This window comes from Streptomyces iranensis (assembly GCF_017874715.1).
Lineage (GTDB): Bacteria > Actinomycetota > Actinomycetes > Streptomycetales > Streptomycetaceae > Streptomyces > Streptomyces iranensis.
Genome location: NZ_JAGGLR010000020.1, coordinates 231,555 through 243,148 on the forward strand (window position 1 = coordinate 231,555; position 11,594 = coordinate 243,148).

Consider the following 11,594-nt stretch of genomic DNA (forward strand, 5'->3'; position numbering starts at 1 on the left):
GAATCGGCGCGGGGCCCGCACGACGATCGTGCGGGCCCCGCGCCGCATCGGGCCCCGGTGGCCCGGCCGCTCAGGAAGCTCTCGGGAAGTCCCCCCGGGACGCTCAGGAATAATCCTTGCCCATGAGCTGCCCAAAGCCTTCGGGATCCGCGTCGAATCCACGAATAGCGCTCTGAATTCCCCATTCCCCCGCGTCGTCCCGGGTGAATACCGCGACCGTGGCGGAAGTGGCTTCCGGGACACCGGTGAAGTCACTCGTCATGAGTTCGGTGTATCCGTTGAGAATCCGGACACTGGTGTTCGGGACACCCCCGAAGGTCTTCCGCCCCGAACCCTGCTGGATGGTTATCCCGACGACCACCCGGACGTATTCGGACGACAGCCGTTCGAGCTCGAGGGTCATGGATTCGTCGGTGCCAAGGCCCTGGCCGGTGCGGCTGTCCCTGTTGAGGTTGATGGTGCCGTCCGGTGAGCGGCTGTCGAAGTGGACGAGGTACGCGGGCGCACCGTACGGATCGGCGGCGCGGTACGTCCCGGCCACGATGTCGAGATCATGGGGCGGCTCACCTATGGGGCTCGGATCCCACTTGAGCGCCACCTCGATTTTCTGAAGCCCCTTGTTGAGACCAGTCACCCGGACTCCCCTTCCCTCGAACCGTGCGGATTTGAATGCGCGTGGCGTCAAGCCTATCGCGGGCAGGGCGAGTTGAGGATTTTTCCACAGCCGCGTGCGGAGCCCCGCCGAGGGGTCTCTACTATGGGCCTCCGTACTAACGGCGGAAGGAAGCGTCCATGCGACGGTTGGGGGAGCTCGAGGCGGAGATCATGGACCGTCTCTGGGCTTGGCAGCGTCCCACGACGGTGCGGGAGATCGTGGACGACATCAACGAGCACCGCCCGGTCGCCTATACCACGGTGATGACCGTCGCCTCCATCCTCTACAACAAGGGCTGGCTGCTGCGCGCCAAGGAGGGCCGGGCATGGGTGTACTCACCGGTCCGCAGCCGCGAGGAGTACACCGCGGCGCTGATGGAGGACGCCCTCGGCACCAGCGAGAACCGCTCCGCCGCCCTCACCCACTTCGTCGAGCAGATGGGCCCCGATGAGGTCAGCGCGCTGCGCAAGGCCCTGCGGACCGCGGGGCGGCGGACCAAGGCGTGACGGCCGCCCTCGCCCTGGCCTGCTACGCCGCCGTGGTCGGCTCAGCGGCCCCCAAGGCGCTGACGCGCAGCGCCTGGCCGCATCGCGCACCCGCCTTGGCGGTTGCCGTTTGGCATGGGTTGGTCCTGTCGTTCACCATCGCGCTCGCTCTGACCACTTATCACCTCGTCACCCCAACTTGGCATCTTCATAATGGAATGTCCGGCTTGCTCCGGTTCTGTGGGTTGACGTTGAACGCCCGAATCCCGGGCACGGGCCCGATCGGCGTCCCGGCCATCGCCGTACCGGCCGCGGTGGCGTTGGTTCCGCTCGTCTGCTTCGGCCATGAGGTGCTGCGGGCCCGGCGCGCCCGCGCCCGCCACCGGGGCGTTCTGGACATGGTCGGCCGACGCTCGGCGCGGCTGCGCGCCACCGTGCTGGACCATGACACGCCCGCGGCCTACTGCCTGCCCGGCCGCCGGCCGCGGATCGTCGTGAGCGCGGGCGCGCTACGGCTGCTCTCCCCCGCACAGCTGGAGTCCGTACTGGAGCATGAGCGCGCGCATATCGCGGGCCGCCACCATCTGGCGCTGGCGGCCACGGAGGCGTTCGCCCGGGTGTTCCGGTGGCTGCCACTGGCGCGCGAGGCCAGGGCGCAGACGGCGCTTCTGCTGGAGATGGCCGCGGACGACCGCGCACTGCGCCGCCATCCGCGCCAGGCGCTCGTCTCCGCCCTCTACACGATGGCGGCGGGCCACGCCCCCCACGCCCCCGGCGGAGCCTTCACCGTCGGCGGACCGGGCGCCGTGGTCCGGCTGCGGCGGATGCTGGACGCCCGGCGGCGTCCGCATCCGGCGCTGTGCGGCCTGGCGGCGGCGGTCGCGGTGGGCTTACCGCTGCTGCCTCCCCTGCTGGGCTGCGCCCCCGGGATGTAGCACTCCGGGCACGCCTCATGGGCCCGCCCCGGGCCATGCGGAGGGACCGCGGGGCCCGGGGCGGGGTGTGACGTGACTCAGAGCCGGTCGAGCAGGGTCCGCAAGGTGGCGACCTCGGTGGACTGGTTCTTCACGACGTCGTCGGCGAGTTCCTTGGCCTTGGCGTTACGGCCGTTCTTCTTCTCGTCCTTCGCCATGGCGATCGCGCCCTTGTGATGGTCGATCATCATGCTCGCGAAGGCCCGGTCGAAGGCGGGCCCCTTGGCGGCCTCGAGCTTCCGCATGTCCTCCTCGGACATCATTCCGCCCATAGCGCCCTTACCGCTCGCGCCATGGTGCATTCCTGGCATCTCGTCCGAGGGTGCCTTCTCCGGCTTGCCCCAGCCCTTGAGCCAGGACTTCAGGGTGACGATCTCCGGGTCCTGAGCCTTCTCGATCTGCCCCGCCAGGCTCTTGATCCGCGCGTTCGAGGCCCGGTCGTCGGCCAGTCCGGCCATCTTCAGGGCCTGCTCATGATGCGGGATCATCATCTGCGCGAAGCTGACGTCCGCGTCGTTGAACGCGCCCGCGGCGGAGCTCGCGGTCGCCTCGGAGGCGGCGGACTCCTTCGCGCTCGTGTGGTCCGTGCCCTCCATGTCGTCGTTCCCGCCACAGCCGGCGAGCAGCAGCCCTCCGGCGGCGACGGCGCCCACGAGCGCCAGACGGCGGTGGAGCGGCCGACGCGGGACACGCGTGAATGCGGTCATGTCGATATACCTCTTTTTGCCAAGTGTTGACTGTCCCATGGGGCGTACCGGCGCTTTACGCGCGGTTCGGCCTATATCCGCAGAACAGCCAGGGCAGTGAGGTCGGGGCCGGGCGAGGGAGGATCGGGCCGCGCGAGGACGGCCGCGGCCGCGTAAAGCCTCGGCGGCGGACCGCTCCGGCGGGTGGGCACGGCGTACAGGAGTGCCCCGAGCACCCAGACGCCGAGCACCGCGACGCACAGCGAGGCCATGTCCATACCGGTCATGGGTTCGCGCGGCTTGGTCTCGGGCGCGGCCGGGGCATGCCCGGCCTCGGCGGAGGGGGCGGGAGCGGCCCGCTGCGGCCCGGTGCCGGTGGCGGCCGTACCGCCGCCGTGATCGCCGCCGTACGACGCGGGGTCGCCGTCGTACGTCCCGGGATCGCCGTCGTACGTCCCGGGATCGCCGTCGTACGCCGCGGGGCGCATCTCACCGGGCGCATGGCCCGCCGAGTGGGTCATGCCCGAGCCGGAGCCGCCGCCGGGATGGCCCAGGGTGTGCATGACGAAGACCCCGAGCGCGAGCACGACGACGAGCAGAAGCCGCGGAAGGACTCCGTCCGCGCGCATGCTCCCGCCGGTGGCCACCGTCGCTCCTCGGGGTCGGTGTGATCTCTCTCGGAGCCACACCCTACTCCTAATGTCATTAGTACGTGTGCGGACCCCTCCGAAAGCCCCCGGAGCCGCTCAGCCCTCCCGCATCGCCAGCCTGGCCAGCATGTTCTTCGCGTCGTCGGCGACCTGGGCGTCCGCGACCACCTCATAGCGCGCGGCCACGATCTGGCTCCGGGACGAGAAATCGCGCCGCCCTCCGGTCATGGCGTGCCCGACGAAACCGAAGATCGCCCCGAACACCGCGCCATAGACCAGACCGCTCACGAGCAGCACGACCACGTTGTGGGCACCCGCCGCGAACACCGACAGCAGCAGCCCGATCAGCAGCCCGAACCACGCCCCCGTACCGGCACCCGCGAGCGCCGCACGGCCCCTGGTCAGCCGCCCGAGCACGGTCTCGACCATCCGGAGGTCCGAGCCGATGATCGCCGTGTGCTCCACCGGGAACTTGTTGTCGGCCAGGAAATCCACCGCGCGCTGGGCGCCGGCGTAGGTCGGGTAAGAGCCGACGACCGTGCGGTCGACCACCTCCGACGGCGGTTGCTGGGTCATCGCTGACTCCCTCCGTCAAGGAGAGCGTGCGCCCGCGCCTGCCCCCTCGCAACGGGAGAGGCGCGGCAGAGCGCGGAGAAATCCGCCGAGGGTCCGCGCAGCCGGATATCCGGAACGGCCACCGCGGCTCTCCGTGGAAGATTTCCCCGGCACTCTTCGCCCCTCAATTCCACCCGGCCCGACACCGCCGCGATTCCCGGAAGCCCCCGGTTCCTTTCCGGCGAGCGAAAGGAACCGGGGGCGGGACGGACCTTACGGGGATCAGCCGCAGGCGGCGCGGTCGGTGTGGTCGGTGCGGTCGGTGCGGATGAGGGAGCGCACCATCCGGCAGGTGGTGTCGGACGGCGGATGCACCCCGATCCGGGCGGCCGTGGACCGTATCTTGCGGTTGGACGCCTGCTCGGGGCGGTAGACACCGGAGTTGAGCAGCGCGATGGCCAGGCGCATGGCCTTCAGACGGCGGTTGTGGGACTCGTACCACTCACGCGGGCGCCCGGCCGGCATCCGCTTCTTCGGCAGGGTCGGAAAGGTCGGAAGATCCTGAAGAGGGGGTCCGGCAACGGCCATCGGCAACCTCCTGAGTTGGTCGGGAAACCTTCCCTTCAACTCCCTCCATTCTACGGCCGGGTACTGACAAAGGCCCCTGGTCAGACCCCATTCCAAGGCGATCTCGCGGTACCGTGTGCGGCATGGAGATCTGGATCAATCCGGCATGCTCGAAGTGCCGTAGCGCGCTCACCCTGCTCGATGCGGAGGGCGCCGGTTACACAGTGCGCCGCTATCTCGAGGACGTACCGAGCCAGGACGAGATCCGCGCGGCGCTCGACCGGCTCGGGCTGGAGCCGTGGGACATCACCCGGACCCAGGAGGCGGCCGCGAAGGAGCTGGGTCTGAAGGACTGGCCGCGTGAGGAGAGCGCACGGGACCGCTGGATCGCGGCGCTCGCCGAGCACCCCAAGCTGATCCAGCGGCCCATCATCACGGCGGACGACGGTTCGGCGGTGGTGGGGCGCACGGAGGAGGCGGTGCGGGAGGCGCTGTCCCGGTCCCGCGGCTGACCTCAGAGCCAGGCCACCGGAGCGCGGAAACGCCCCGGCGCCCCGTGTCGTACACGGGGCGCCGGGGCGTCCGTGGTGCTCGGTACCTCGGGCCGGGCCGGCTCAGCCGCTCCGCGGTGCGGCCTGCTGCGGGCGCAGCAGGAACCGCTGCGTCTTGCCGCTGGAGGTCTTCGGCAGCTCGGCCACGAAGTGCACATGCCGCGGATAGGCGTGCTTGGCGTACCGCTCCCGGACCAGCTGCTGCAGCTCGGCCGCGAGCGTGTCGTCCGCCTCGATCCCCGGGCGCGGCACGACGAACGCCTCCACGACCTCGCCGTACTCGTCGTCCGGAATGCCGACCACGGCGGCCTCCCCCACCGCGGCGTGCTCCAGCAGCACGGTCTCCACCTCGAAGGGGCCGATGCGGTAACCCGCCATCAGGATGATGTCGTCGCCGCGTCCGGAGAAGAACAGATGGCCCTCCTCGTCGCGGGCGGCGGTGTCACCGGTGTAGAACCAGCGCCCGTCGGGGCTGAACTTCTCGGCGGTCTGCTCGGGGGCGTCGCGGTAGCCCTTGAACCACATCAGCGGGCTCTCGGCGATGTCCACCATGACCCGTCCGGGGATGTCCACGCGGGCCAGCGCGGAGTTGGTGTCCTCACGCAGCACCTTCACGCTCCAGCCGGGCAGCGGACGGCCCATGGAGCCGGGCTTGATCTCGTCGCGCAGGTCCGGGTGCCAGGCATGGGCGACCACCATGCCCATCTCGGTCGAGCCGTAGTGGTCGCGCACGGGGACGCCGAGCGTCTCGAGCGCCCAGTCGACGACGTCCGGGGGCAGCGGTTCGCCCGCCGCGGAGCAGCAGCGCAGCCGCAGATCGGCGGGGGCGGGGATGCCGGAGGCGCGCAGCTTGCGGTAGACGGTGGGCCCGGCGGCGAAGTTGGTGACGCCGAAACGGGACAGCACCTCCCAGGTGGACTCCGCGGAGAACAGGCCGTTCAGCAGCAGTCCGCGCTGCCCGAGGGCGAGGGGCCCGATGAGCGCGTAGTACAGGCCGTACGCCCAGCCCGGGTCGGCGGCGTTCCAGAAGACGTCGGTGGGCCGGTGGTCCAGGCCGAACTGCTGGTACATGGTGAAGCCCGCGACCGCCCGCAGCGGGATCGGGACGGCCTTCGGCGTGCCCGCGGTGCCCGAGGTGAACAGCTCCACGATGAGCCCGTCGCCGCCCACGGCCACCGGCTCGGACAGCGGCTCGTGCCCCTCGGCCAGCTCCGCGAAGGACAGATCGTCCCCGGTGGCCGGCCCGGTGGTGACGATCCGCCAGGGACGCTCGCCGGGAAAGCCCGACTCCGGGTCCAGCTTGGGGCGTTGGTCGGCGTCGGTGATCACGACCTTGGTGTCATTGCCCGTGATCCGCAGCGCGATGGCCGGTGAGGCGAACGCGGTGAACAACGGCACCTGGACGGCCCCGAGCCGCCAGATCGCAAGGCTCGCGACCAGCAGTTCGGCGGATTTGCCCATCAAGGTGGCGACACGGTCGCCCACTCCGACTCCCCGGGCGGCCAGGGCACCGGCCATGCGCGAGGAACGGTCCCGAAGCTCCCCGTACGTCATGTCATGGCCGGTCATGTCCTTGTCCACCACCGTGAACGCGACGGCGTCGTCCGGGTGCCTGTCGCACAGCAGGTACGCGGTGTTCGCCGCAGGCTCACCGAAGGTCTTGAGCAGGTCAGCCATGCGCTGTTCTGGGCTGGTCAAGAGGGCTCCTAGTGCTGGTATCCACGAGTCGCGCCGGACGGGAGGGGCCGGTGCCCGACATCGGGCGAGCGCGGACGCACCTCGGGGGCGCGAGCGCACCTCGCCTTCCGGGGCGGGCTGTTCCCGGGTCGTGCTGACGAAGTCCCAGGCGACGGCAGCTCCCGTTGGCCGGTACACGCTATCGCGCTTTCCGACCGGCCCGTCAGCCGACGCGTTCTTACGTCCCGAGGCACTCTGGCGTCCCTCCTTTCCCCGTCCTACCTTTGGGCAGCGGTAGGCATACCGCTCGCACGGCTTGTCATGTCTGAGCTCCGAGATGCCCGACACGAGGTGAGCCTTGTTCCTCCCCCGAAGACCCGTCGGCCGGTTGACCGTCGTCGCCACCGTCCTCGCCACCGCGGCGGCCATCGCCGCCGGACCCGCGCGGGCCACCCCCGACGGCACACCGTCCGCCGACCCCGCCGGGCCGTCGCCGGCGCGGCCGATCGATCCGCAGCAGTGGCGCAACCCCGACGACATGACCTGGGCCGACTACCGCGCGGTCCCCGGTACCCACTGGGCGGACCCCGGCGTCAAGCCCACCCGGCGCACCTTCAAGGGCGCGCTGGTGCTTCTGGACTATCCGGACGAGGAGTTCACGGTCAGCCGGCCGGCCGGGTCCACGCTGTTCGGCAATCCGCAGCCGAGCGCCTCCGGTATCCCGCGCGACCGCCTCCCGCGCTTCTACCAGGACTTCCTGAACACACCGGGGCCGCTGAACAGCGGTCACACCATCAACGAGTACTGGATGGAGGACTCCGGCGGCCGCATCGGCGTCGATCTGACCGCCTTCGGTGTGTACCGCATGCCGGGCAAGTCCTATCAGTACGGCGTCGAGGACTCGATGAACCCGGGCGCCTGCCCGGCCGGGGACACCTGCGGCAAGGACATCCGGGAGGACGGCAAGGCCGCCTGGGTGGCCGACGTCGGCGCCGACAAGGCGGACTCGTTCGACTTCGTCTTCTATCTCACCGCCGGACAGGACGAGTCGTCCACCTGGCAGGAGTTCGGCCCGATGAAGTTCCCGGGCGCACCGGACATACCCGCCGCCTGGGGGCCACCGGCGTCCGCGGGCGACAACTCCGCCCGGACCCGCTATGTGCCGTGGACGTCCTGGCAGGCCGCCGCCCGTATCTGGCCCAACGCCGCCGACGGGTCGTCGGTGCAGGCCGAGAGCTCCGGCATGGCCGTGTACGCCCATGAGCTCAGCCACATCCTGGGCATCGGGGACAACTACAACAACCCGTACGGCACCCCCCTCAGCCGTTCGTACACCGGTATCTGGAGCATGCTCTCCCGCGGCTCCTTCAACGGCCCCGGCGGACCGCACACCCGCTGGCGAATACCCGCCACGGCCGGGGGCTCGATGGGCTCCCAGCATGTGCTGCGCGACAAGCTGAAGCTCGGCATCGTGGACGAGAAGAACGTGCTGCGGCTGGACCGCGACGCGCTGAAGAGCTCCGGACTCGTCGTCGCCCGGGTCACCGCACGCTCGGCGCCACCGGGCGAGAAGGGGCTCTCCGGGGTCAACATCACCATGGGCGGCGATCTGTCGGAGCCGTGCGACAACGGCACCGACCCGCTGTGCGACGGCGGCGGCTACGACAACTACACCGTCGAGGTCGTCGACCGCATGGGGATGGACTCGTTTACCCCGGATCACGGGGTGCTGCTGGCCAAGACCAAGAACAAGGACCGGGCCCCGTTCGCCTGGGTGGTCGACGCCCACCCCGAGGACATCGACCTGGTGGACTTCCGGCGCCCCGACGGCACCGACCAGAAGATCACCATGGGCGACTACCGGCAGCTCAGCGATGCCCTCTTCCACGCCGGAGCCGACTCCGGCAGCCAGTACGAGTACATCGACCCCGCCAACCGGCTGCACTTCTATGTGCTCGGCCTCGAGCGCGACAGGTCCGGGGTGCTCTCGTACACCATCGCCGTGAAGTCCCTTGACGGCGCCGGACCGCAGCGCCGCGGAGTGGCCCTGCACCGCGGCGAGGCCAAGGGGGATCCCTCCCGCTCCCGGGCCATGTGCACCTTCGGTCTCGACAACACCGGACGCGCCACCAGGGACCGGGCGACGACTCCGGCCACATCGGTGGATTCGGATGTCTACCGGCTGTCGGCGAGCGCGGTCGGCCGGGGCTGGTCCGCCTGGCTGCCCAACCGTCTCGCCACCGCCAGGGCCGGTGAATCGGTCGATGTGGAGGTCGCCGTGGCCGCGAAGAAGGGCGCCGAGCGGCGAGGCGCGATCGTCCTCACCGCCCGCTCCGAGAGCGATCCGCATCGAACCGCCAAGGCGCTGTGCCGGCTGTCGGGTCGCCGGTAGGGCGACGGGGGCGGCCCGTCGGAACTCGGCGGGCCGCCCCCGTTCGGCGGACCCGGCGGGCCGCCCCCGTTCGGCGGTCCTACTCGGGCTCGTCGGCCGCGGTCTGGATCGGCACCCGGAGGGTGTCGGGCTCACAGCCCGCCGTACCGGCGATGATCCGCGCCGCCCCCTTGGTGAGCGGCACCAGGCTCTGCTCGTCCACCTTGTCCGGGGTGTCCCGCGGATCGAAGATGTACATGGGCGTGGTGATCAGCTGCACCAGCGGCACGCCCGTGTAGTAGAAATAGGCGCCGTCGGTGGCCGGGTTCGGCGCGAAGGCGGTCGGCGACAGGATCCACGAGCGGCGCAGGTCCTCCGCCGCGAGCGACTCGGCCACCAGCTGTTCCAGCTGGGGCGCCTGGGTGGTGAACCACCAGCGCACCTCGGGGTCGTCGGTGGGCACGACCTCCCCGTCCACCACCTCGGCCTGGCGTGCGGCGTGTTCCAGATGCATTTCGAGGACGACCCGGGGGAACAGCTCGGGGTGCGCCGCGATGAACGCCTGGGTGCCCGCGGCACCCGCCATGTGGCCGGACGTCAGCACGAACAGCATGTTGTGCGGCCGCAGTTCCTGGGGCATCGACGCCCAGAACTTGGCCTGCGCCAGGACGAGCGCTACCCCGGAGGCGTCCTCCACCGCGGATGCCCAGGGACCGTCGTGGTGTGAGCCGACGATCACCCAGTGGTCGGAGGCCCCGGGCAGGGTGCCCACCACATTGTGGGTGGTCTCCTCGGTGATGGTGGCATCGGAGACGATCCGGCCCTCGCACTCCCCCGACGCCATCAGCTCGCGGACCCGCTGCCCGTCCTTGCCGCTCAGCCAGATGCCGGGGACGGAGCGCCGCTCGGCATCGTAGGGCCAGTAGAAGTCGCTGGTCTCCCAGGGCAGTCCGGTGAGCAGGCCGACATAGGCCGTGGCGCCGTCCTTGATGGCGATGTCGAAGTCCAGCACATGGGGAAGGTCGAAGGGCACGGTCTGGACGAGGTCGGGGAAGACGCCCTCGGGGTCGTAGGAGCCGGTGGCTCGGGCCTGCACCTCGGTCTGCGGCAGCCGGGTGAAGCCGATCTCCTGGACCGCGATGGAGCCCCGCACCTCCCCGTCCTCCATCCGCGCCAGCCGGCCCTCGGTGCCCTCGGTCGGCGTGGTGTACGGCAGGGCGAGTCCCTCGAAGCGGATGACCTCATCGGGCCGACCGGTGGGCCAGATCTCGAAGGCGGCGGACCGCGGCCGCCAGATGGGCGTGTCCAGCGGCTCCAGCCGTACGTCCTCCAGGCCGGTATCCCGGAATTGTTCGGCGGCCCACTCCTCGGTCCAGCCGTCGGCCGGATAGCCCGCCCGGCGAATGCCCTGGCTGACGATCAGTTCGATCCAGGCCATCATCTCCTTCGAGGTGGGCGCCCGATCGATGTACTTCTCCAGCTCCGGCCAGCCGCTCATCGTCATCCTCCTCGTCGCCATGGTCGGCATTCATGGTCGGTGGGCGGGCTAAAGCTGGGCTAATGCGAGGCCGGCACTCCTCTTTCGCGGCGCCCCTTTTCTCATCCGGGGGAGGCCAAGTCTCTTCCGGGGGAGGCCAAGCCGGGCGTTAGACCCACTTTGGTGACGGCACAAATGATGGTCGCCGTATCCGGACAAGCCGCCGATGAGGTGGCTCAGCCGCAGGTCAGCGCCCGATTGACGGTTGGGAGTCGAGTGTGCGTACCGAAAGCTCGGAGGAACGGGAGCGGGAGTGGGAACCGCGGGGCACGGCCCGGCGGAGGAGGTGGACCCGGCGGGTCCCGGCCGGTGTCGTGGGTGTGGCCGCGGTGAGCCTGATCGCGCTCACGGTCTCCCCGGTGAACGCCGAGCCCGATACCAGAGCCAAACCGCCGCGCGGCAGGAATCCGCTCCCCGCTCCCCCGCAGATCCGCGATCTGGACTTTCTGCTCGGCTCCTACACCTGCGACTACACCCCACCGCCGGGCGGAAAGCCGGCGGTGCTGAAGCTGAACACCAAGCGGGCCCTGGGCGGGCATTACCTCTATACGGACGCCACGCTCGAACCCGGAAGCGTGGTCGGCCGTTCGTCCTTCGGCTGGAATCCCGTGGACGGGAATTTCATCACCCAGTACCACGACAACTGGGGTTCCTCCGGGAACTACACCTCGTCCGGCTGGAAGGACGGCCATCTGATATTCAAGGGGCCCCTCACCCAGGTGATCACACCGAATGCCTCGGGGCAGACAACGGGCGTGAAGCTGGACCTCAAGGATGACTACCAGGTCCTCGGGCCGGGGCATTTCAAGGACACCACGAGCTTCACTTTCCCCGACGGCAGTACTTTGCAAGGCAGTTACGACTGCCGCCGCCAATAGCGTTCAGC

Annotated in this window: 12 protein-coding genes; 5 read left to right on the forward strand and 7 right to left on the reverse strand. The window is 70.1% G+C overall.

Translation table 11 applies throughout. The features are described from left to right. Nucleotides 1-103 precede the first annotated feature (103 nt). On the reverse strand, nucleotides 104-685 hold the full coding sequence (locus J2Z30_RS33295; RefSeq protein WP_245388714.1) for a TerD family protein: 582 nt from the start codon (nucleotides 683-685) through the stop codon (nucleotides 104-106). A 107-nt stretch (nucleotides 686-792) separates the two neighbouring features. On the opposite strand from J2Z30_RS33295, the gene J2Z30_RS33300 reads away from it, so the two are divergent. Continuing rightward, nucleotides 793-1,161: a BlaI/MecI/CopY family transcriptional regulator gene (locus J2Z30_RS33300; protein WP_044567759.1), complete on the forward strand. Its 369-nt coding sequence runs from the start codon at nucleotides 793-795 to the stop codon at nucleotides 1,159-1,161. A gap of 230 nt (nucleotides 1,162-1,391) precedes the next feature. Next, nucleotides 1,392-2,075, forward strand: a complete 684-nt coding sequence (locus J2Z30_RS33305; RefSeq protein ID WP_308280189.1) for a M56 family metallopeptidase — start codon at nucleotides 1,392-1,394, stop codon at nucleotides 2,073-2,075. Between the two features lie 77 nt (nucleotides 2,076-2,152). On the opposite strand, the gene J2Z30_RS33310 is transcribed toward J2Z30_RS33305, so the two are convergent. The 4 genes from J2Z30_RS33310 to J2Z30_RS33325 all read right to left on the reverse strand — a co-directional run bounded on the left by J2Z30_RS33310 (nucleotide 2,153) and on the right by J2Z30_RS33325 (nucleotide 4,593). Next, nucleotides 2,153-2,821, reverse strand: a complete 669-nt coding sequence (locus J2Z30_RS33310; protein WP_044567763.1) for a DUF305 domain-containing protein — start codon at nucleotides 2,819-2,821, stop codon at nucleotides 2,153-2,155. A 71-nt stretch (nucleotides 2,822-2,892) separates the two neighbouring features. Further along, entirely contained in the window at nucleotides 2,893-3,447 is a 555-nt protein-coding gene (locus J2Z30_RS33315; protein WP_052701186.1) for a hypothetical protein, read from the reverse strand. 99 nt (nucleotides 3,448-3,546) lie between these two features. Continuing rightward, nucleotides 3,547-4,026 carry a YflT domain-containing protein gene (locus J2Z30_RS33320; protein ID WP_044567765.1) on the reverse strand — a complete coding sequence of 160 codons (480 nt, stop codon included), beginning with the start codon at nucleotides 4,024-4,026 and terminating at the stop codon, nucleotides 3,547-3,549. Between the two features lie 261 nt (nucleotides 4,027-4,287). Continuing rightward, nucleotides 4,288-4,593, reverse strand: coding sequence for a hypothetical protein (locus tag J2Z30_RS33325; protein WP_044567767.1), 306 nt, complete (start codon nucleotides 4,591-4,593; stop codon nucleotides 4,288-4,290). A gap of 122 nt (nucleotides 4,594-4,715) precedes the next feature. Between J2Z30_RS33325 and J2Z30_RS33330 the strand changes: the two genes are divergently transcribed. Then, nucleotides 4,716-5,084 (forward strand): arsenate reductase family protein, encoded by a 369-nt coding sequence (locus J2Z30_RS33330; RefSeq protein ID WP_044567769.1) that lies wholly within the window; start codon nucleotides 4,716-4,718, stop codon nucleotides 5,082-5,084. A gap of 102 nt (nucleotides 5,085-5,186) precedes the next feature. Here J2Z30_RS33330 and J2Z30_RS33335 read toward each other — a convergent pair whose 3' ends face one another. Next, a complete protein-coding gene (locus J2Z30_RS33335) occupies nucleotides 5,187-6,821 on the reverse strand; it encodes an AMP-binding protein (RefSeq protein ID WP_078956470.1) in 1,635 nt (544 codons plus the stop codon). A 337-nt stretch (nucleotides 6,822-7,158) separates the two neighbouring features. Here J2Z30_RS33335 and J2Z30_RS33340 point away from each other — a divergent pair, with 337 nt between their 5' ends. Further along, nucleotides 7,159-9,192, forward strand: a complete 2,034-nt coding sequence (locus tag J2Z30_RS33340) for a M6 family metalloprotease domain-containing protein (protein WP_044567772.1) — start codon at nucleotides 7,159-7,161, stop codon at nucleotides 9,190-9,192. A gap of 79 nt (nucleotides 9,193-9,271) precedes the next feature. Here the strand turns inward: J2Z30_RS33340 and J2Z30_RS33345 are convergent, their stop codons facing one another. Continuing rightward, complete coding sequence (locus J2Z30_RS33345; protein ID WP_044567774.1) at nucleotides 9,272-10,669, reverse strand: M28 family metallopeptidase; 1,398 nt, start codon at nucleotides 10,667-10,669, stop codon at nucleotides 9,272-9,274. A gap of 257 nt (nucleotides 10,670-10,926) precedes the next feature. Here J2Z30_RS33345 and J2Z30_RS33350 point away from each other — a divergent pair, with 257 nt between their 5' ends. Continuing rightward, complete coding sequence (locus tag J2Z30_RS33350) at nucleotides 10,927-11,586, forward strand: hypothetical protein (RefSeq protein WP_052701187.1); 660 nt, start codon at nucleotides 10,927-10,929, stop codon at nucleotides 11,584-11,586. Nucleotides 11,587-11,594: the final 8 nt, after the last annotated feature.

Coding starts and splice junctions, on each gene's coding strand:
- J2Z30_RS33300 (WP_044567759.1), top strand. CDS start 793: ATGCGACGGTTGGGGGAGCTCGAGGCGGAGATCATGGACCGTCTCTGG.
- J2Z30_RS33310 (WP_044567763.1), bottom strand. CDS start 2,821: ATGACCGCATTCACGCGTGTCCCGCGTCGGCCGCTCCACCGCCGTCTG.
- J2Z30_RS33320 (WP_044567765.1), bottom strand. CDS start 4,026: ATGACCCAGCAACCGCCGTCGGAGGTGGTCGACCGCACGGTCGTCGGC.
- J2Z30_RS33325 (WP_044567767.1), bottom strand. CDS start 4,593: ATGGCCGTTGCCGGACCCCCTCTTCAGGATCTTCCGACCTTTCCGACC.
- J2Z30_RS33330 (WP_044567769.1), top strand. CDS start 4,716: ATGGAGATCTGGATCAATCCGGCATGCTCGAAGTGCCGTAGCGCGCTC.
- J2Z30_RS33345 (WP_044567774.1), bottom strand. CDS start 10,669: ATGAGCGGCTGGCCGGAGCTGGAGAAGTACATCGATCGGGCGCCCACC.